The sequence below is a fragment of the Bartonella sp. M0192 genome (assembly GCF_016102305.1).
Lineage (GTDB): Bacteria > Pseudomonadota > Alphaproteobacteria > Rhizobiales > Rhizobiaceae > Bartonella > Bartonella apihabitans.
Genome location: NZ_JACFOU010000001.1, coordinates 1,620,851 through 1,641,429 on the forward strand (window position 1 = coordinate 1,620,851; position 20,579 = coordinate 1,641,429).

14 protein-coding genes are annotated in these 20,579 nt (G+C 44.9%); 6 read left to right on the forward strand and 8 right to left on the reverse strand.

From position 1 onward, the window contains the following. Positions 1-275: 275 nt before the first annotated feature. Positions 276-467 carry a hypothetical protein gene (locus tag H3S82_RS07105; protein ID WP_198237127.1) on the forward strand — a complete coding sequence of 64 codons (192 nt, stop codon included), beginning with the start codon at positions 276-278 and terminating at the stop codon, positions 465-467. A 285-nt stretch (positions 468-752) separates the two neighbouring features. Here the strand turns inward: H3S82_RS07105 and aspS are convergent, their stop codons facing one another. Then, complete coding sequence (gene aspS / locus H3S82_RS07110; RefSeq protein ID WP_198232040.1) at positions 753-2,543, reverse strand: aspartate--tRNA ligase; 1,791 nt, start codon at positions 2,541-2,543, stop codon at positions 753-755. A 149-nt stretch (positions 2,544-2,692) separates the two neighbouring features. Between aspS and rnd the strand changes: the two genes are divergently transcribed. Next, on the forward strand, positions 2,693-3,844 hold the full coding sequence (gene rnd, locus H3S82_RS07115) for a ribonuclease D (RefSeq protein ID WP_198232039.1): 1,152 nt from the start codon (positions 2,693-2,695) through the stop codon (positions 3,842-3,844). Positions 3,845-3,910: 66 nt separating this feature from the next. Next, on the forward strand, positions 3,911-4,879 hold the full coding sequence (locus H3S82_RS07120) for a 1-phosphofructokinase family hexose kinase (RefSeq protein ID WP_198232038.1): 969 nt from the start codon (positions 3,911-3,913) through the stop codon (positions 4,877-4,879). Positions 4,880-5,522: 643 nt separating this feature from the next. Here the strand turns inward: H3S82_RS07120 and ppx are convergent. Together ppx and H3S82_RS07130 are read right to left on the reverse strand one after the other, a co-directional pair. Next, positions 5,523-7,037, reverse strand: coding sequence for an exopolyphosphatase (ppx, locus tag H3S82_RS07125; protein ID WP_198232037.1), 1,515 nt, complete (start codon positions 7,035-7,037; stop codon positions 5,523-5,525). A 7-nt stretch (positions 7,038-7,044) separates the two neighbouring features. Continuing rightward, entirely contained in the window at positions 7,045-9,273 is a 2,229-nt protein-coding gene (locus tag H3S82_RS07130) for an RNA degradosome polyphosphate kinase (protein ID WP_077971537.1), read from the reverse strand. Between the two features lie 610 nt (positions 9,274-9,883). On the opposite strand from H3S82_RS07130, the gene H3S82_RS07135 reads away from it, so the two are divergent. Both H3S82_RS07135 and H3S82_RS07140 read left to right on the forward strand, forming a co-directional pair. Further along, complete coding sequence (locus H3S82_RS07135; RefSeq protein ID WP_198224584.1) at positions 9,884-10,141, forward strand: zinc-finger domain-containing protein; 258 nt, start codon at positions 9,884-9,886, stop codon at positions 10,139-10,141. Between the two features lie 35 nt (positions 10,142-10,176). Further along, on the forward strand, positions 10,177-11,406 hold the full coding sequence (locus H3S82_RS07140; protein WP_198232036.1) for an FAD-binding protein: 1,230 nt from the start codon (positions 10,177-10,179) through the stop codon (positions 11,404-11,406). A 5-nt stretch (positions 11,407-11,411) separates the two neighbouring features. Here H3S82_RS07140 and H3S82_RS07145 read toward each other — a convergent pair whose 3' ends face one another. The 4 genes from H3S82_RS07145 to H3S82_RS07160 are packed head-to-tail and all read right to left on the reverse strand — an operon-like array spanning position 11,412 to position 15,592. Continuing rightward, positions 11,412-12,125, reverse strand: coding sequence for an amino acid ABC transporter ATP-binding protein (locus H3S82_RS07145; protein ID WP_198232035.1), 714 nt, complete (start codon positions 12,123-12,125; stop codon positions 11,412-11,414). A 49-nt stretch (positions 12,126-12,174) separates the two neighbouring features. Then, complete coding sequence (locus tag H3S82_RS07150) at positions 12,175-13,335, reverse strand: amino acid ABC transporter permease (protein ID WP_198237128.1); 1,161 nt, start codon at positions 13,333-13,335, stop codon at positions 12,175-12,177. A 1-nt stretch (position 13,336) separates the two neighbouring features. Further along, a complete protein-coding gene (locus tag H3S82_RS07155) occupies positions 13,337-14,512 on the reverse strand; it encodes an amino acid ABC transporter permease (protein WP_198232033.1) in 1,176 nt (391 codons plus the stop codon). 48 nt (positions 14,513-14,560) lie between these two features. Continuing rightward, positions 14,561-15,592: an amino acid ABC transporter substrate-binding protein gene (locus tag H3S82_RS07160; protein ID WP_078039538.1), complete on the reverse strand. Its 1,032-nt coding sequence runs from the start codon at positions 15,590-15,592 to the stop codon at positions 14,561-14,563. Between the two features lie 182 nt (positions 15,593-15,774). Here H3S82_RS07160 and H3S82_RS07165 point away from each other — a divergent pair, with 182 nt between their 5' ends. Next, the gene (locus H3S82_RS07165) at positions 15,775-16,944 is read left to right on the forward strand and encodes a cystathionine beta-lyase (protein WP_198232032.1); all 1,170 of its coding nucleotides are present in this window, start codon (positions 15,775-15,777) and stop codon (positions 16,942-16,944) included. A gap of 114 nt (positions 16,945-17,058) precedes the next feature. Here H3S82_RS07165 and dnaE read toward each other — a convergent pair whose 3' ends face one another. After that, the gene (gene dnaE, locus H3S82_RS07170) at positions 17,059-20,547 is read right to left on the reverse strand and encodes a DNA polymerase III subunit alpha (protein WP_198232031.1); all 3,489 of its coding nucleotides are present in this window, start codon (positions 20,545-20,547) and stop codon (positions 17,059-17,061) included. Positions 20,548-20,579 lie beyond the last annotated feature (32 nt).

A 20,579-nucleotide genomic window follows, 5' to 3' on the forward strand; every position in this document is an offset into this window, starting at 1 on the left:
TTATTTTATTTCTTAACTTGGATTTTTTTTGGGGAATGTCGGGCGAAAAACGAATATTTAAAAACTTTATTGTAGAGATAATATGTCGAAAGACGAAACCGGAAACACACTTACGACGTCCAAGTTGTTACCGCTGTAACATTCAGCTTCTTTCTATTTCCAAACAAAATGGGGATATTGATAATGGTAAATTGATTAGCAATCATAATGGGATCAAGCTTGATGATATTGGAAACCGCAAGATCAGCGTGAATTTCGGTGGAATTACCAAAATTATGATGAAACACTTCATTCTTGTACAAAACGAAGTCAATCCGCTTGCTACGTTGCCTGTTTTCGATCTTATTGGCGATCAATTAAAAATCGGCGATATGACTATCCGGTATGATGATAGAGGCTTCGTGAACAGGGCCTTGGATTACAATGCAGAAAAGAACCGGATGACACGCCAGACGCCGAGAACATAAATCAAGTCGATACGGCCGTTGATAGGAACCCAAATTAATGACCCTGAATTTGTCAAGAACACCGCCGAACAATTAGGTAATTTTCTCGAAAATCCCGTTTCACTGACCGTCAGTATGTTACCGGAAAAACAGTCCCTGCGGATATTATCGCCGCAATTGGTGAGAAATCCGACGTTAAGTTAATAAATTTATATTAAAATTGAAAGTGAAAGCGAATAAATAGTCGAAATCTTTCATGGAAAAACCCGGCTTTAGCCGGGTTTTTTTGTCTAACCGTTTTTCTAATCAATTATCCTTTTTCAAAGGTGCAATACGAAGCGATAGCTCGCTTAGTTGTGCCGCAGTCACCTCCGAAGGCGCCCCCATCAAAAGATCCAACGCCTGCTGGTTCATCGGGAACAGCGAAATCTCGCGCAAGTTCTTGACACCAAGAAGTAACATGACCATACGGTCAATTCCACAGGCCATGCCACCGTGTGGCGGAGCGCCATAGTGGAATGCCCGATAGAGTGCACCGAAGCGCTCTTCAACCGTTTTTTTCGACAGACCGGCAATCTCGAAAGCACGCACCATAGTCTCCGGCGAATGGTTACGGATGCCGCCTGAACCAAGCTCGAAACCATTGCAAACCACGTCATATTGATAAGCCTTGATATTCAACGGCTCCTCGGTGTCCAAAGCTTTTTTCCCGCCCTGTGGCATAGAGAACGGGTTATGGGAAAATTCAATGTGCTTTTCATCCTCGTTCCATTCAAAGAACGGGAAGTCAACAATCCAGGCCAGTGAAAACCGGTCACGGTCAACAAGGTTAAGCTCTTCGCCCGCCCGTGTTCTTGCAGCCCCTGCAAAAAGCGCAAATTTACGTGGGTCTCCCGCTACGAAGAAACAGGCATCACCATCCGCAAGTTTAAGCTGATTGCGTATAGCTTCTGTCCGTTCCGGCCCGATATTTTTAGCGATCGGACCTGCACCTTCAATATGATCACCTTCTTTGCGCCAGAAGATATAGCCCAGTCCCGGTTGTCCCTCGCCTTGTGCCCATGAATTCATGCGGTCACAAAAAGCACGGCTACCGCCGGTCTTGACAGGTATACCCCAGACTTCTGCTTTTGCATCACTCTCCAATATATTGGCAAATACCTTGAACCCTGAACCACGGAAATGTTCGCTTACCTCTTCCATAACAATCGGATTGCGCAAGTCCGGTTTATCAGAACCGTATTTTCTCATTGCATCGTTATATGGAATACGAGGAAATTTTTGCGTTACAGGTTTACCGTTGGAAAATTCCTCGAAGATACCACGGATGATGGGTTCCATGACCTGCAAGATGTCTTCCTGCTCGACGAAACTCATTTCCATATCCAATTGATAAAATTCCCCGGGAAGCCGGTCGGCACGAGGATCTTCGTCACGAAAACATGGTGCAACCTGAAAATAGCGATCGAACCCCGACATCATCAAAAGCTGTTTATATTGCTGGGGAGCTTGTGGCAGAGCATAAAATTTTCCGGGATGGATGCGACTCGGCACAAGAAAGTCGCGCGCACCTTCCGGTGATGAGGCAGTTAAAATCGGCGTCGAAAATTCAGTGAATTTGGCTTCCTGCATACGACGACGGATAGCTGCAATTATTTTTGTTCTTTGCAGAATATTTTTATGTAATGTTTCGCGACGCAAATCCAGAAAACGATATTTCAAGCGAATATCTTCAGGATAATCCGGCTCACCAAATACCGGCAAGGGTAATTCATCGGATTTCGATAGAATTTCGATTTCGTTGGCAAATACTTCGACTTCGCCGGTCGGAAGGTTGGTATTGACGGTATCATCGGAACGTGCCCGAACTTCACCATCAACCCGTAAAACCCATTCGCTTCTCACCATCTCGGCAATTTTAAACGCCGGTGAATCCGGATCGGCGACGATTTGTGTTATGCCGTAATTATCACGCAAATCGATAAACAATATCCCACCATGGTCCCGAACACGGTTAACCCATCCCGAGAGACGAACTTTTGTTTTAACATCGCTCTTGCGCAGAGCGGCACAGTTATGGGAACGATAACGATGCATAGTCTTGCCTTTTTTGTTTCATGCATTCTGAAATAGTCTACTTGTGCGCAAAAGCGCATTTTGCCGCACATTTGTCAAGCTATTGAAGGATTGTGTATGAAAAAATATAGCAAAAGACAAATATTATATAATGGGTTATAGCCTTGAATATGAAACTTATTACACATACAGACGCCCTGCAGGACGCCGTCGCTACACTTTCTAAATCGGATTTTGTAACTGTTGATACGGAGTTTATTCGTGAATCAACTTATTGGCCGCAACTGTGCCTCATACAATTGGCATCGGACGATATTGCGGTCATTGTTGATCCGCTTTCTCCTGAAATTGATCTCGCGCCGATATTCTCGCTCATGAAAAACCGGAATGTTGTAAAAGTTTTTCATGCCGCGCGTCAGGATGTAGAAATTATCTACAAGCTTGGAAATATCATTCCTTCTCCTTTATTCGATACGCAGGTGGCGGGCGCGGTTTGCGGCTTTGGCGAAAGTGTATCTTACGAACAAATTGTCGAACGCGTTACAGGTCAGCATATCGACAAATCATCCCGTTATACAGACTGGAGCAGAAGACCGCTCAGCGATAAACAGTTGTCATATGCATTGGCGGATGTAACCCATCTGAGAGACGTTTATAAATATCTTGATAAAAAGCTTGAAAAAACTGGAAGAACCCATTGGATAGACGATGAAATGTCTATTTTAACTTCGACAAAAACCTATGACATGCCAAATGAAGATGCATGGAAGAGAATTAAGGGGCGCATAAGAAAGCCAAGAGAATTGGCCGTTCTCCAACAGATTGCTGCATGGCGCGAACAAGAGGCAAAAAATCGCAATGTCCCACGCGGACGCATTTTAAAAGATGAATGTCTTATCGAAATTGCAACGCAACAACCAAAAGATGCCGATGCTTTGGCTAAATTGCGCAGTATTTCGAAAGGTTGGGAACGTTCGGCTGCGGCCGCAGAATTATTGAAAGCAGTCCAGACTGGTCTGACGACAGACCTAAGTACATTACCGCCAATTCATAAACATGTTCCCGTTGCAAATGGTACGGCAGCGGCCGTCGAGCTACTACGTGTATTGCTTAAGCTTGTGGCGGATGAAGAAAATATTGCTCCCCGTATTATCGCGAATAATGATGAACTTGAAAAAATTGCAAAACAGGATAGCGATGGTCATGTGCCGGCGTTGGAAGGCTGGCGTTACAAGATATTTGGTGAAAAAGCAGAGAAACTGTTAAATGGCAATTTGGGTTTTTATTTTCATAACGGGAAAATATTGACAAAAGAACTCTGAACGGAAAGAAATATCCGATCAAAATTCTGATTTGGCTTGAAACACGCAGTTTTATTGCAGAGGCGGATGATGGAAAAAGTCCTTACAGTTACATTTAACCCGACCGTTGACGCTGCCAGCGAAGCGGAGTTCGTGCGTCCGACCCATAAAATCAGAACATTTGATGAAAGTTTTCATCCAGGTGGCGGCGGAATCAATGTTGCCCGCGTGGTTCATCGTTTGGGTGGCGATGTCAAAGCGCTTTATGCAAGCGGTGGCATTATGGGCAACGTTCTAAACCATCTTCTGGAAGACCGTGGCATACAGTGCATTAAAATTGCGATTTCAGGAAATACACGTGTGAATAATGTTATTCACGAACGGGCTTCCGGTATGGAATATCGCTTTATTGCCGAAGGTCCCATTATGAAAGAGACAGAATGGAAAGCGGTCATTGATGCGACAAAAAAACTCGAATGGGACTGGATTGTTGTAAGCGGTAGTCTTCCTCGAAATGTTCCTATTGATGTCTACGATATGTTGATAGACATTGCTAAAAAAAGAAATGCCCGTATTGTAATAGATACCTCTGGCGAGGCTCTTAAACATGTCCTTGATAAAGGCGGAGTAACACTTGTAAAACCTAGTCAGGGAGAGTTCGAGGCTTGTACCGGAAAAACCTATAATCTTACCGACGATATTGCCAAAGCTGCTCAGGAATATTGCATCAAGGGCGCTTCCGAAATTATCACTGTTACGCTGGGACATCAGGGGGCGGTGTTGGCCACAAAGGATAAAACACTTTATCTCCCCTCACCTCATGTGCGTGTTATCAGTGCTTCTGGTGCCGGTGATAGCTTTGTTGCCGGTATGGTGCAAGGATTGGCCCTTGGTTGGGAAGCCGAGGATGCTTTTCGTTTGGCAACAGCCTGTGGCACTGCTGCTGTGGCTGAAAAAGGAAACGGTTTGTGTCAGCTTCCAAATATCAAACGCCTTTACAATTATCTTGCCCGCAAAGGTAAAAATATCGGTCCGGCAACTCTATCACAGGACTAAAAAAGTCGAGGGGCTATAAGCCCCTCCATCGGCACATTATAGATCTAGTTTCGGCAACCATTTGGATGTTTTCTTTGGATTGATGCACGGGTTTTAGCACTAGTCATATAAAAATAGATCGCAGCGCATTTAACTGCTGCATTCCCGTGAGCTTTATTCAGGGAAATAATAACAACTATCCAACGTTTGTTAAATTAGTAACGACGTCGGAAGCGCGCCTTATCGACATACGGTTATTTATCTTCTGAAACGGGTGTTCCGGCACTTAAAAAAAACAGATTCCGGTTTTATTTTAGTTCGTCCGTTTTATTAAAATTCGTCTTTAACTGATTCATATCATGAGTTTTTAATGAAAACGTTTTAAAAATTTAACCCGATGAAATCGACTTTAATAGCCTTTTGATTGTATGTTCAGTGTCTCGTTCAAAAAGTGTTAAAACACCGTCTCTTTGGTCATTAATCGGGTGTCTATCCAACTAATTGGGACTTCTATGTTGAAGGCCACCTAAGGCGTGAAATTTACACGAGAGTCTTAAAGTTGATTTCTGTTTTCAATTAGAACTACGAGCCTTGGTTAAATGCGGATGCTTTGCCTTTAAATATCCTCTAACTGAATGAGAAAGCCGGTAGTTTCTTTAAAATTTCAAACCACCAAATAGCGCAAGTCCTTATTCGTAACTTTTGCGAGTTGCTGCAAACGCCCTATCGGCCGTTCCGCAATAAGATCGGAATGGCGTTCCGGTATTGTTAAAACAATTTCCTTACCTTGTGTTTTCCATATTAAATCTGGCAGAATACCGGCAGTCGAGGCGGAAAAGAGATTGGCGACACGCATAAGCCCACCCAGAAAACGGGCTCTTTCTATGATTTCTTTATTCGCAAGTTTTATGATTGACGGTGCGTCATCGTCCACAAATAGTCCTTCATTACGATAAAAAACCGATAATGCGACATAGACACGGCCAAGATGCGTAATGCCGGGATAAGGCCCGAAAGCCACCTGATTAGCCGATTGATCGCCTCGATAATCGGGGTGAAAACGCCAACCGATATCGGCAAGAAGACAAGCCGCTTCGCGATATCTTTTTTGTTCTTCGTTTTCCTGAAAACCGAAAATATCGAAAGCATTCTTTGTAAAGCCGATCAGATCATAAGCCTGCGCCGGGGAACGGGCACGCAAAGTTGCCATTTCCTGACAGGCGGCTATGAGCGGATCTTCCAGACGTGTTTTGGGACTTAGTTCTGAAAACATAAATCCTTCACGTACTCCCGCACCTGAAAATATAATTTTCTTCGGGTTAAGACAACGCATCAGTTCTGTCAGGACAGTTGCTCCATAAGATAGGAGTTGCCGGCGGTTTTTGGAAATGGCGGAGATATTTTTTAACTGGTCCATCTCACCCTTTGCAACGCGGTGAAGAAATGATTCCATATCGGATGCGTCGACTTCGTAGCCGTGCATGACAGGAAGAGGATAGCGTTTGACTGCAATATGAAGTTTCGCGAGATTTCGCCATGTCCCCCCGACAGCATAAAAGTTTCTCCCCTTGTTTTTGCCAAGAATCTCGCTGCTCTTGAGATAGCGTCGGGCAATTTTTGTAGCTTCTGCCAGATTATTGTCAGACATATCCTGAAGCCGCAAACCTCCGAGAGGCAAAGTAATTCCATCATCACCAACCGAGGTTTCATGGATATCAACCAGTTCCAGACTTCCTCCGCCCAAATCACCGGCTATCCCATCCGGATGATGGAAAGTAGATATGATACCATAGGCGGAATAGGTCGCTTCTTCTTTACCGGTCAGAACCTTTACTTCAGCTTTGAGAATTTTTTCAGCTTCTGCAATAAAGGCCGGTCCATTCTTGGCTTCACGTGCTGCAGCTGTTGCCAATGTATGGATTGCTGAAACTCCGATTTGCTCGCAAATGGCATGGAAGCGTCTTAAAGTACGTAACGCCATTTCGACCGAATCCGGTTCGAGGCAACCGGTTTTTGCAACGCCTTTCCCCAGTCCACAAAGAATTTTCTCGTTAAAGAGAACCGTGGGGGAGCGCACCAACCCCTCATAAACGACCAATCGAACCGAGTTTGATCCGATATCGATTACGGCAACAGGTTTTCGGCCTTTTAAACGGCCTTGAGCAACGGAGCTATCCATTTATGTTTCAGTCTTTTTTCGTTGTATCGGTTTTATCTGTGTTCGTTGTATCAGTTTGTTGACGGCGTAATGCAATAATTCGAGGAGCCGAGGACCTCAAAGATTTACCACGTCCGGAAAGACTTGGATTGGTCATGAAATATTCCTGGGCATTGAACGGTTTTTCACCTTTAAGCGGAGTAATACGGCGCGAGGTTCCGTCGCTCAATATCTCGAAACTTTGCTGATTGTCTATAATATTTGCCAGCATGATCTGGGAAAGAATTTGTTGGTGAACTGTCTTGTTGAAGACCGGTACTAACGTTTCAACGCGTCTGTCAAGATTTCTCGTCATCATATCGGCCGAACCGAAATAGACAATTGCATTTTCGTTCGGCAAATCCTCTCCATTGCCGAAACAGAAAATACGACTATGTTCGAGGAAACGCCCGACAATCGATTTTGCACGAATATTATCGGAAAACCCGGGAATACCGGGGCGTAAACAACAAATGCCCCGAACTACCAGATCAACCTGAACACCGGCCTGCCCCGCACGATACAAAGCATCAATAATCTGAGGGTCGACAAGCGAGTTCATCTTCATCCAGATTGCCGCAGGTTTCCCTTCCCTTGCATGAGCAATTTCATCCTCAATATGTCCCAGAATACGACGCCGCAATGTCAAAGGTGAAAAAGCGAGTTTCATCGGCTCGTCCGGTTGTGCATAACCGGTAATAAAATTGAAGATCAGTTGAACATCGTGCCCGATGTCGTCATCTGTCGTGAAAAATGACAAGTCGGTATAGATTTTTGCTGTTATCGGGTGATAGTTTCCTGTCCCCAGATGAACATAAGAGCGTAACCGGTTCTCTTCGCGACGAACTACCAGCGACATTTTAGCATGGGTTTTGAGTTCAATGAACCCGAAAACAACTTGAACCCCCGCCCTCTCTAGGTCTCTCGCCCAGCGGATATTCGCTTCTTCGTCGAAACGGGCTTTAAGTTCGACCAGAGCCGTAACAGATTTCCCTGCTTCCGATGCATCAATGAGCGCGCGTACAATCGGGCTATCGTTCGATGTTCGGTAGAGCGTTTGTTTGATTGCCAAAACGTCCGGATCGGCTGCAGCTTGGCGCAGGAATTGGACGACGACATCAAACGATTCGTAAGGATGATGCACAACAATGTCTTTTTCCCGAATGGCCGCAAAACAATCTCCCGCATGTTCTCTGATCCGTTCCGGAAAACGCGGGTTATAAGGAACAAATTTCAGATCTTCGCGCGGGATTGAAACAATTTCCGAAATCATATTGAGTGCCAGCAAGCCATCAAGCACGCTTATACGATTATCCGGAACACCAAGCTCGGTCGTTACAAACTGGCGCAAATCATCCGGCATTTCAGCGTCGAATTCTATGCGAATGACCTGACCGCGACGTCTACGTTTCAAAGCGGTTTCAAATAGCCGAACGAGATCTTCGGCTTCTTCTTCGACTTCAATATCACTATCGCGAATGACCCGGAATGTTCCTGCCCCGTTCACTTCATATCCGGGAAAGAGTTTGCCGATGAAAAGACTGACAACATCTTCCAAAGAAATAAAGCGATAACCGTGACCTTCATCGGGCAGCAGCGTGAAACGTTTGAGCGCAGTCGGTAACCTTAAAAGTGCTGTCATAGGCTGATGGTCTGCACGACGTAACAGATGAAGTGCAATCGAAAAGCCTAAATTCGGAATGAACGGAAACGGGTGAGCCGGATCGATTGAAAGAGGCGTGAGGACGGGAAATATTGTCTCGAGGAAATGATTTTCAAGCCATGTTTTTTCAGTTTCGGTCAGACGATCAGGACGGATAATCGCAATTTTTTCCTGTTCAAGTTCATGACGTAATGCACGCAATTCTTGTTGTTGATTGGCTTGTAGCCTTGCCACCTCAGCCAATACAAAATCAAGCTGCTCCTGAGGAGTGCGCCCGTCCGCACTACGCGTAACAATTCCTGCACGCACCTGACCGGCAAGACCGGCAATACGAACCATAAAAAACTCGTCAAGATTTGTTGCCGATATGGATAAAAAACGTAGACGTTCCAATAAGGGATGTTTTTTATTGGCAGCTTCCATCAACACACGATTGTTGAATTGAAGCCACGAAAACTCGCGATTTATAAAACGTTCCGGAGTTTCCATATTGATTGTATCAGCATTAGGCTGTTTTGCCTCGGAATTTGATGAGTTTTTTGTACGTAAAGCCATATTGCTTTTCCCTTCATCCTTATTGTTTTAATGCTGCAACCGAAATAATCACATTAGTCCGCTTCCGGCGAAAACGTTTCGAGTCATCAAGTTCCGGTTTAGTCACAACTTCAAGCTTACAACTCGGATACCGCTATGACAAATCCAATATCAATTTTTTGATACCAATATTCGTTTTATCCAGTGTTTCTGGCTCTTTTTTCGGAAAACATACAACTGGGTAGCTAGCACAATTAGCCGGTTTTATTTTGATTTAACAGTTTTGAAGCCGGCCAGAAAAAGCTCGGTATACCGCATCAAAAACTCTACGAAATTGCAACACTAAACGTCGGTTTTAGCCAAAAATATTGTGATATCGTAACTTGTAGTTGAATGGTTGTTCAGCTTGCTGAAAAATTTGATCATTTTACTTCAGATAACCGCAAAAATCGCAGCTGGTTTTAAATAGCTCTCTTCTCCTATCGACCATGAAAAATGGATAATCGAGTTTTCGTGTCGGCTCTCTCGTACAAATTATTAGCCATTATTGAACAATTAGGTTATAGAGAGAAAGTTATCAGTAGAAGTGCGTAAAATGCACAGGGTTTCAATAACGACATGGAGTTCAGGCATGGCTAATCATAACATTCCTCATTTTCAAAATGATGGTGGATATAAAATGATAGAAATCGGCGTGAAGAAGTTCATGTGCGTCGGTGCCAATCCTCCGTTCGATCATCCGCATATTTTTATAGATATGGGAGCGGATGACGAAAAAATTTGCTCATATTGCTCGACATTGTACAGATATAACCCGTCTCTTTCTGAAACAGAAACGAAACCTGCCGGTTGCACATTTGACGTGGAGCAATTCAAAATCGCGGGTTGATTGTCAATCTATCAATATTGAATAAGGAATAAACTATGAATTGGCAGAACCAGGAAAAACCAATCATAGTGGGGGCAGGAATTGCCGGGTTAAGTTCGGCATTGGCATTAGCTCAAAAGGGAATAAGCACCCTTGTTCTTGAAAGTCGAGATCATCTGGAAGAAGTCGGCGCCGGTGTTCAATTGGCACCGAATGCTACCCGATTATTAAAGCGCTGGGACGTTCTGGATCAATTATTGGACGTTGGCGTCAAAGCCAAATTCCTTGAGCTCAGAGACGGTTCATCAGCCAAGACACTTCTCCATGTCGACTTGCAGGATATCTCGGAGCGACGTTGGCATGCTCCTTATATTACAATTCACCGTGCCGATTTGCAGAATGTCCTTTACGAAAAAGCCAACAATAATCCCTTGATCGATATTAAATTGGATGAAAAAGTGATTGCTGTTTCTAAAGAAACCGATGACTTGGCAGAAATTCGGTCTGATCATCAGGGTTTCGAACAACGCTTTGTAACACCGCTTGTCATCGGGTGTGATGGCGTTTGGTCGAAGTTAAGACAGTTTCCACCATTAAACGACCAAGCCAGTTTTAGCGGCTATATTGCTTGGAGAGCTACAATTGATGTTGATACTCTTCCGAAAGAATTTTTGCGTTCTTTTGAGGATGTAAAGACGGTAACCGCGTGGATGGGACCGAACAATCATCTCGTCGCTTACCCGTTGAAAGCAGGTAAGTCATTTAATTTTGTTGCTATCACGCAGGGAAACAACCCGGGTGAAATCTGGTCACGTGATGGCGATAAAAACGAGCTTTTCAAGCATTTCAAAAGCTGGCATCCGGCGATAAGGAATATTTTCACTCTGGTCGATAAATGGACGTTCTGGCCATTGTTCCAAATGTTACCGCATCGTTTCACCGATAATAAATTCCGCGTTTTTGTTGGCGATGCATCGCATGGTTTTTTACCCTTTGCAGCGCAAGGTGCTGCTATGGCTATTGAAGATTCGGCCACTCTGGCTGAAATTTTATCTAATGAAGACATGGACTTGTCTTCGGCAATGAGGCTTTACAGTAATATTCGTACGCCACGCGTTACAGCAGTCAATAAAAGGGGTGCGTTCAACCGGTTTGTATACCATGCCACCGGACCAGTTGCTCTTGCACGCAATTTGGTCATGAAGGTACGTCCGTCAGAAAGTTTTATGGCAAATCTTGATTGGCTTTATGGCTATGACGCTACCGGTTTTGCTAACAACCAATAGCAGACTCATAAAATCTGGCTTAAAAATGCCTTTGCCCTTTCATGCACCGGATGGTCAAAAAACTCATCCGGTGGGGCAACTTCGAGAATTTGCCCCTCATCCATAAAAATCACCCTATCGGCAACTTGTCTGGCAAAGCCCATTTCGTGGGTGACACAAAGCATCGTCATGCCATTTTCGGCAAGATCAATCATTGTATCCAGAACCTCTTTGATCATCTCCGGATCCAGAGCCGAGGTTGGTTCATCAAACAACATGACACGCGGTTCCATACAAAGAGAACGGGCAATAGCAACACGTTGTTGTTGTCCACCTGATAGCTGTCCGGGATATTTATGGGCCTGATCCGGAATTTTGACACGTTCGAGATAATGCATTGCCTGCTCTTCTGCTCTGCGCCGGCCTACATGCTTTACCCAGATAGGCGCAAGCACACAATTCTCGAGAACCGTCAGGTGAGGAAACAAATTGAAATGCTGGAAAACCATGCCGACATTCCGGCGTATTTTGTTCAAACTCCACATTCCATGCTTGAGAGGAATTCCCGTTACTGTAATATCCCCCTCTTCCGCCCTTTCCAGACCGTTAATACATCGTATCAATGTGGATTTTCCCGACCCTGATGGACCGGATATTATCACCCTCTCTTTTGGTTTGACTTCGAGTTCGATGTCGCGCAAAACATGAAGCCTGCCGTACCATTTGTTGACATGGTGCATCGATACATCCAAATTTTCATCAATTATATCGGGATTTTTCCGCAAATACTTATCCTTCCGCACCGTTAGTCTTCGGAGCATTCAAGCGCCTTTCAATAAAATGCGCATATCTTGACATGCCAAAACAAAATACCCAGAAAACCAGTCCTATAAACACCATTCCTGTAAGGGGTGTCTGGGGAGTGCTCCACTGCGCCTGTTGAATTGCCTGACGCACAATACCCAGAAGATCGAACATCCCGATAATATAGACAAGGCTTGTTTCCTTAAACATTCCGATGAGCACATTTATAATGCCCGGTATGACCAGGCTATAGGCTTGGGGCAAGATAACAAGACCCATTGTTTTGAAATAACCAAGACCAAGCGCTTCTGCCGCCTCATATTGTCCGCGCGGTATTGCTTGTAGTCCGCCACGAACGACTTCGGCAATATAAGCAGACGTGAATAATGCAACGCCAATCAAAGCGCGCAAAAATTTGTCGAAGGTTATATCCTGCGGAAGAAATAAAGGAAGCATAACGCTGGCAATAAATAACACTGCAACCAAAGGTATGCCTCGTACAGTCTCTATAAAAATCAACGAGATCGTATGGATAACGGGCATCTTCGAACGGCGGCCAAGTGCCAATAGGCTCCCTAGGGGAAGTGCAATGGTAATACTGCAATAGGCAATCGTCAAAGTCACAAGCAATCCGCCCCACAATTGGGTTGCGACTGGTTGTAAATGAAAATACCCACCAAAAAGCAAAAAATAGCCGATAAGCGGAACAACAAAGAGCGATACAAGTGCATTGGCTATTTTTAGCGGGCAAGAGGGAATAAGTAATGGCAAATTTATGATAACCACGATCAATGCCATGAGATCGACACGCCAACGTTCGCTATCGGGATAACGCCCGTAAATGAATTGCCAGAAATTCGCTTTCACAAAAGCCCAACACGCCCCGCTCCAGTCATCCGGCATTACTCCGCCTTGGGTGATTGTTGTACAGGCCTTGCGGTCGCTACCACTCCATACAGCTTTGATAATGAGCCAATTAATAAGCGGAACGGCAAAATAGATGACTGCGAGCAGAAGTATGATGCTCACTACACAATTTAGAGGTGTGGAAAAAAGATTGTGCCTCAACCAATGCCATATTCCCCTATCGAGTATAGGAGGAGGAGACGCCGATATAAACTTCGTCTGGACATAACGCTCGGTCATTCTAGCGCTCCACCAAAGCCATATGTCGGTTGAACCAGTTCATAAAAAGCGAAACGACAATGCTCAAGCCCAGATAAACTTCAATCCAGATAACCGCGAGTTCAACGGACTGTCCGGTTCTTTCCATAATGGTGCTTGAGACCATCATAAGTTCGGAATAACCGACGGCTGCGCCGAGAGATGTATTTTTGATCAGGTTCATATATTGGCTGGCAAGCGGTGGAATAATGATACGCAAGGCAAGCGGCAATATAACCAGACGCATAATCAGGCCATTGGAAAGACCGAGCGATGCACCGGCCTCAGACATGCCTTTATCCACACCTTGAATACCTGCACGAATTGTCTCGGCAATCAATGCACCCGTATAGATTGATAGTGCAAGATAAAGCGAAAGGAATTCCGGCGAAATATAATACCCGCCACTGAAATTGAAACCTTTCAATGTAGGAATGTCCCACGACGTGGGATAGGCAAATAACAGAAATAGAATGATCGGACAAAAAATACCGATAAAGGGGCCATACCACCATTTTATCCGTGTGGCACCGGTTTCCTTTATCATATAACGGCCACGGAAATGGAGAACGAACGCTAAAGCCATCAATATAACGGATAAAACTACAAATAATAATACATGTTCACCCCAAACCGGCCGTGGCAGATAAATTCCCCGAATATTAATTGCTAAATCACCCCAATGAAGACTTTGTCTTGCCGGCGGTAAAATCTGCATAATGCCGATTGACCAGAAAAATAACAGGACGAGCGGCGGTATGTTACGAAAAAATTCGACATAACAGAGCGAGAGCTTGGCAACCAGCCAATTTTGCGACAAACGGCCAATACCGATAAAAAGCCCGATCAGCGTAGCTGTTACCAGACTTATTGCCGAAATGAACACCAGATTGACGAGACTTGCTGCAATAACTTCGCCGTTGGTTGCGTTATCATCATATTGAATGATGCTTGATGGCTGGTTAAATCCGGCACGTTTATCCAGAAAATCAAAACCGGAAGCAATATTGGAAGCGCGCAGGTTCACAATGGTATTGTGGGCTATCCATCTGATAACCAGAAAAAGCCCCAAAATGACCAAACACTGAAGGCCAAAAGATAAAAGCGAACGCATATTGAAAAAGGCAGCCAATTCTGCCTTCAGGGAGCGCTCGGACATTATTAGCGGGTGTTTAGTCATTAGGAAAATTGACGCTATAAAAGACCATCAACGAATAGGGAGACCGTATTGCAGCCCGCCTTTCGTCCACAAGGCATTGATGCCGCGTGAAATTTTCAAAGGTGTATTCTGCCCGATATTACGCTCGAAGATTTCACCATAATTGCCGGTCGCTTTAATGATTTTTACGACCCAATCATTATCAAGCCCCAAGTCTTTACCAATTGTATTACCCTGTTCCACTCCGAGAAGACGCCGGATATCCTGATTGTCGGATTTTAACATATCGTCGACATTTGCCTGTGTTATGCCGAATTCTTCAGCATTCAACAGTGCATTATGCGTCCAACGCACAACATCCGCCCATTGGGGATCACCTTGACGAACGGCCGGACCGAAAGGTTCTTTCGAAATGATCTGCGGCAAAACAACATGATCTTCCGGATTTTTAAGCTGTAAGCGCAAGCCATAAAGTGACGACTGGTCGGTTGTGTAAACATCGCAACGCCCTGCATCGTAGGCTTGATTGACTTCGGTAAATTTGTCAAAAACAACAGGCGTATATTCCATTTTGTTATTACGGAAATAATCGGCAAGTGTCAGTTCGGTTGATGTGCCAGACTGAACACATATTGATGCACCCGATAATTGAAGCGCTGATGTCACACCTTCAAGATTCTTTTTGTTAATCATGAAGCCCTGTCCATCGTAATAATTGACACCGACAAAATCCAGTCCCAAGGCTGTTTCCCGATTGATTGTCCAAGTGGTATTGCGGATCAAAACATCGATTTCACCTGATTGAAGTGCCGTAAAACGCTCTTTAGAGCTTAAGGGAACAAATTTTACTTTGTCACCACTTCCGAAAACAGCGGCAGCAACGGCACGACAATAATCAACATCAAAACCTGTCCAATGGCCTTTTTCATCGGGAATGCTGAAACCGGCAAGTCCCGTGCTTACGCCACATTGCAGATATCCCCTCGCCTTAATGTCATCCAAAGTGCCTGCAGAGGCCGAAACAGCGCTTAAGGCCGCAACAGCAACGCCGACAGCAGCGATGTAAGTGTTGAAAAACATAATGTCCTCTCCTGTTTTTGCAAAAACTTGTCCTGATCGCTATCGAAAAGCATTATCCCGATAACGTCAAGCAAATAGCGTGCTATCATTCTAATGAAAAGCGAACAGATTTTGCTTGACCTTTATCATGTTTTATCAAAGGTAAAATATAAAGTGGAATAAAAAATTGGAAAGTACAGTTGATGACCTTAAATAAATATTCAAACCCGTCTGGCATCAATACCAAACTTGCTCATTGTGGAAATAATCCGGCCGATTATTTCGGTTTTGTCAATCCACCGGTTGTTCATGCTTCAACGGTGTTGTTTCCCGATGCGAAGACTTTAAAATCCGAAAATCAACGTTATACCTACGGCACGCATGGAACCCCTACAACCGATGCTCTTTGCGAGGCGATCAACATGCTTGAAGGAGCGGAAAAAACCGTTCTGGTGCCTTCCGGGCTTGCCGCAATTACCGTTCCACTCCTTGGTGTATTGGCACAAGGTGACCATGCATTGATTGCCGATTCTGTCTATGGACCGACACGTCGTTTTGCCAATAATATGCTCCGGAAAATGGGGGTAGAGGTAGAATATTATGACCCGACAATCGGCAGAGCTATAGAAACTTTGATGAAGCCGAACACCAAGGTGGTTTTTACCGAGTCACCGGGATCAAATACATTCGAAATTCAGGATATACCGGCAATTTCCTCGGTTGCACACGCACATGGCGCAGTTGTACTGATGGATAATACATGGGCAACACCTGTTAATTTCAAACCTCTTGACCATGGTGTCGATATTTCAATTACCGCAGGAACAAAATATCCGGCAGGCCATTCCGATATTCTGATCGGTTTCATCTCTGCAAATGAACGGACAAAAAAAATTGTCGAAGACGCCCATATGTTTCTTGGAATGAGCGTTTCCGGTGACGATGCTTACAATACTTTGCGCTCGATGCGCACCATGGGAATAAGACTTGCCCATCAAAGCAAGACTGCTTTAGATCTCGCCCAATGGTTGGAAACTATGCCGCAGGTTGCAGAAGTGCTTCATCCGGCACTTCCAAGCCATAAAGGCCATGAAATCTGGAAACGTGATTTCAAAGGCGCTTCGTCATTGTTTTCGATTGTTTTGAAAGGCGGCGGCGAAAAAGAAGCTCACGCTTTTTTGAATGCACTTAAAATTTTCAAACTCGGATATTCCTGGGGCGGCTATGAAAGTCTGGCTGTCGAAGTCCACTTGGAAGACCGCGTTTTCAAACACCAATATTTAGGTTCACTTCTGAGGCTTCAAATTGGCATTGAGGATTTTGATAACCTGAAAGCCGATCTTGAACAGGCGTTAATCGCGACAAAACTCTGAAGATAATTCAAAAAAAATAACAAAATTACAATATGAGGAAGGTAATAGATTTACTTTCCTCTTTTTTGTTAAATATCAATCGGTTGTATGTTTTTGTTAAACCATTTTATAATTTTATACAAGCTCGACATCGACAACACCGCGAATGGCTTTCATAGCACCTGCTACTTGCGGAGTTACGCGATATTTATGTGGGAGCGAAACTTCTATCTCGCGGGCACCATTATCCTTGATGATAATGAAGCCTACATCCCCGTCGCCGCCACGCTCAAGGCTACTGCCGATTTCTTCTACCATATCGGCATTACGAACAAAAATACGCATTGTTTTATGAATGCGTTCTGCTTCATGTTCCAATGACTGAACTGTTTCTATTCGTAAACTGATACCTTCCGGACGATTTTCAGCATTAACCGTTATGACGACCGATTGCCCCGGTTCAAGCATATCTCCATAGGCCGCCAATCCTTCCGAAAAAAGGATCGCTTCGAATTGTCCGGTCGGGTCGGAAAACTGGATAATGCCCATTTTCTTTCCCGATTTCGTCTTTCTTACCTGTTTTGCACTGACCGTTCCGGCAAGACGACCGGCATTTGCCCCTCGCCGCACAGCATTGGAAAAATCGTTCCAGTTTTGAACGCGGAGTTTTTGCAAAACATCCTTATATTCATCCAATGGATGGGCAGATAGATAAAAACCGATGGCTTGAAACTCGTGATGGAGCTTTTCAGCCGGCAACCATGGCTTTGCCTCAGGCAATAAAAGTGGTTCTTTCGGTCCGTCGCTCATTCCGAAAATATCGGTCTGGCCGCTCCGGTTATCGTCAAGCACCCGCATTGAACGGGCATTGATGACATCAATTCCTGCCACGAGCACTTCACGCGGAATATGGAAGCAGTCGAAGGCGCCGGCATGGATGAGACTTTCCATCACCCTCTTATTGACAATACGTGGATCCGTGCGTTCGCAAAAATCTTCCAGATCTTTGAACGGCTTGTTACCGCGTTTTTCCACAATGTGATTGACTGCAGGGTCGCCAACCCCCTTGATCGCAGCAAGTGAATAATAAATACGATTTTCGCCGACCTCGAACGCACGATAGGATGTCTGGACCGAAGGGGCGACGACTTCAATTCCGAGCCTCTCTGCTTCACGCCGAAAATCGTTAAGCTTTTCGGTGTTGCCCATTTCGTAAGTCATGGAAGCGGCTAAAAATTCAACCGGATAATGGGCTTTCATATAGGCCGTTTGATAAGAAACAAAAGCATAAGCTGCCGCATGGGATTTATTAAAACCATAATCGGCAAATTTTGCCAGCAAATCGAAGATGGAATTTGCCTGATTTTTATCCACGCCCCGTTCCACCGCGCCGGCAACGAAGTGGACACGCTGGCGCTCCATTTCTTCGTGAATTTTCTTACCCATTGCGCGGCGCAAAAGGTCCGCTTGTCCAAGCGAATATCCCGCAAGCACCTGCGCAATCTGCATCACCTGTTCCTGATAGATGATGACGCCTTGGGTTTCCTTCACAAGATAATCTATTTTCGGGTGAATCGAGGCAATCTCTTCTTCGCCGTGTTTACGGGCAATATAGGTCGGGATATTCTCCATAGGACCCGGCCGATAAAGCGCGACAAGGGCAGTAATATCCTCGATACGGTCAGGTTTCATTCCGATAAGCGCCTTGCGCATGCCCGTACTTTCAACCTGGAATACGGCGACTGTTTCGCCCCGCGTCAGCATGTCATAAGTCGGTTTGTCATCAAGCGGAATATGGGAAAGATCGATCTTTATTCCTTTGCGCGCGACAAAATCGACAGCCGTCTTCAAAACTGTAAGGGTTTTCAACCCCAAGAAGTCGAACTTGACCAGCCCCGCTTTTTCAACAAATTTCATATTGAACTGCGTAACCGGCATATTCGAGCGCGGATCACGATACATTGGCACCAATTGCCACAAAGGCCGGTCACCGATAACGATACCGGCGGCATGAGTGGATGTATGCCGATAAAGTCCCTCAAGCTGAAGTGCAATATCAAGGAGATGTCCGACCGTTGGATCTTTTTTCTTTTCTTCCTCGAATTTTGGTTCATCCTTGATGGCTTTTGCGAGCTCGACGTTGTTTCCGGGCGTTTGCGGAACCAATTTGGAAAGATAATCTACCTGACGATAAGGCATTTCAAGGACGCGACCGACATCGCGAATAACTGCTCGAGCCTGTAATTTACCGAGTGCAATAATTTGTGCAACTTGTTCGTTGCCATATTTGGATTGCACATAATGGATAACTTCTTCGCGTCTATCCTGACAGAAATCCACGTCAAAATCCGGCATGGATACACGTTCCGGATTGAGAAAACGTTCAAACAGCAATGAAAAGCGCAACGGGTCTATATCGGTAATTGTCAAAGCATAGGCAACAAGCGAGCCTGCACCTGATCCACGTCCCGGCCCTACGGGGATATCATGCGCTTTTGCCCATTTGATGAAGTCGGAAACGATCAGGAAGTAGCCCGGAAACTGCATTTTTGTAATAATGGATATTTCATATTCCAGTCGTTCTTCATAATCCTTGGGCGTATAACCCTCCGAAGGCCCGGCCGTTTCAAGGCGCATCTTCAGCCCTTCTCTTGCCTGACGTATCATTTCGTCAGCTTCCGCTTTGACAGCTGCTGCAGGATCATCGGATTGGCCGGTGAAACGTGGCAAAATCGGTTTTCTTGTCGGCGTATAGGCGTGACAGCGCATCGCAATTTCAACGGTATTGTCGATTGCCTCCGGAAGATCGGAAAACAGCTCGACCATTTCATCTTGCGATTTCAGGTAATGATCGGGTGTGACGCGTCGTCTATCCGGATTGGATACAATTTGTCCTTCTGCAATTGCCAATAGCGCATCATGCGCTTCATAACCGCTTTTATCTTTGAAGAAAGCTTCATTTGTCGCTACCAACGATATGCCATATTTATAGGCGAGTTCGACAATTTCCGCTTCCGTTGCGCGATCATAATTGCCATGCCGCTGTAGTTCCATATATAGCCGGTCGCCGAATGCTTTTTGCAGACGTTGCAAACGTTCGATAGCGCGATCTTTTTTATCTGCAACAATCGAGCTGTTTATCGGACCGTTTGGTCCACCCGTCAGGGCAATAATGCCCTCACTCAATTCTTCGACCCATTCAATCCTCGCATTTGCGGGGTCAGTCTCGCTTTTATCGAGATAAGCGCGGCTTACAAGATGCACCAAATTCTTGTAGCCCGTTTCTGTGGCTGCAAGGAGAACAATTGACGTAAAGTCCGAAGGATAACGCCATTTGGTAACACGTGGGTCGTACCCCACATCTTCAAAGTCGATAGCCAATTGGCAACCGATAATCGGTTGAATACCGTCGGCAAAACAATATTGGGTGAATTCGAGTGCACCGAAGAGATTATTTGTATCGGTAATCGCGATCGCCGGAGCATGGTCATGAAGAGCATATTTTATGACTTCTTTGACCTTTATTGCACCTTCCAACAATGAATAGGCCGAGTGAATCCTCAAATGGATAAACCGCGGGCGTTCAATTTCCTCGTTTTGTTTTTCAGTACTACCGTCAGACACGTTCAATCTTTCCAATAATTGTTCGCGATTGC

What these genes read in the sequence shown, in the direction of transcription:
- H3S82_RS07105 (WP_198237127.1), top strand. Translation starts at nt 276, where the DNA reads ATGATGAAACACTTCATTCTTGTACAAAACGAAGTCAATCCGCTTGCT.
- aspS (WP_198232040.1), bottom strand. Translation starts at nt 2,543, where the DNA reads ATGCATCGTTATCGTTCCCATAACTGTGCCGCTCTGCGCAAGAGCGAT.
- rnd (WP_198232039.1), top strand. Translation starts at nt 2,693, where the DNA reads ATGAAACTTATTACACATACAGACGCCCTGCAGGACGCCGTCGCTACA.
- H3S82_RS07120 (WP_198232038.1), top strand. Translation starts at nt 3,911, where the DNA reads ATGATGGAAAAAGTCCTTACAGTTACATTTAACCCGACCGTTGACGCT.
- ppx (WP_198232037.1), bottom strand. Translation starts at nt 7,037, where the DNA reads ATGGATAGCTCCGTTGCTCAAGGCCGTTTAAAAGGCCGAAAACCTGTT.
- H3S82_RS07130 (WP_077971537.1), bottom strand. Translation starts at nt 9,273, where the DNA reads ATGGCTTTACGTACAAAAAACTCATCAAATTCCGAGGCAAAACAGCCT.
- H3S82_RS07135 (WP_198224584.1), top strand. Translation starts at nt 9,884, where the DNA reads ATGGCTAATCATAACATTCCTCATTTTCAAAATGATGGTGGATATAAA.
- H3S82_RS07140 (WP_198232036.1), top strand. Translation starts at nt 10,177, where the DNA reads ATGAATTGGCAGAACCAGGAAAAACCAATCATAGTGGGGGCAGGAATT.
- H3S82_RS07145 (WP_198232035.1), bottom strand. Translation starts at nt 12,125, where the DNA reads ATGCACCATGTCAACAAATGGTACGGCAGGCTTCATGTTTTGCGCGAC.
- H3S82_RS07150 (WP_198237128.1), bottom strand. Translation starts at nt 13,335, where the DNA reads ATGACCGAGCGTTATGTCCAGACGAAGTTTATATCGGCGTCTCCTCCT.
- H3S82_RS07155 (WP_198232033.1), bottom strand. Translation starts at nt 14,512, where the DNA reads ATGTCCGAGCGCTCCCTGAAGGCAGAATTGGCTGCCTTTTTCAATATG.
- H3S82_RS07160 (WP_078039538.1), bottom strand. Translation starts at nt 15,592, where the DNA reads ATGTTTTTCAACACTTACATCGCTGCTGTCGGCGTTGCTGTTGCGGCC.
- H3S82_RS07165 (WP_198232032.1), top strand. Translation starts at nt 15,775, where the DNA reads ATGACCTTAAATAAATATTCAAACCCGTCTGGCATCAATACCAAACTT.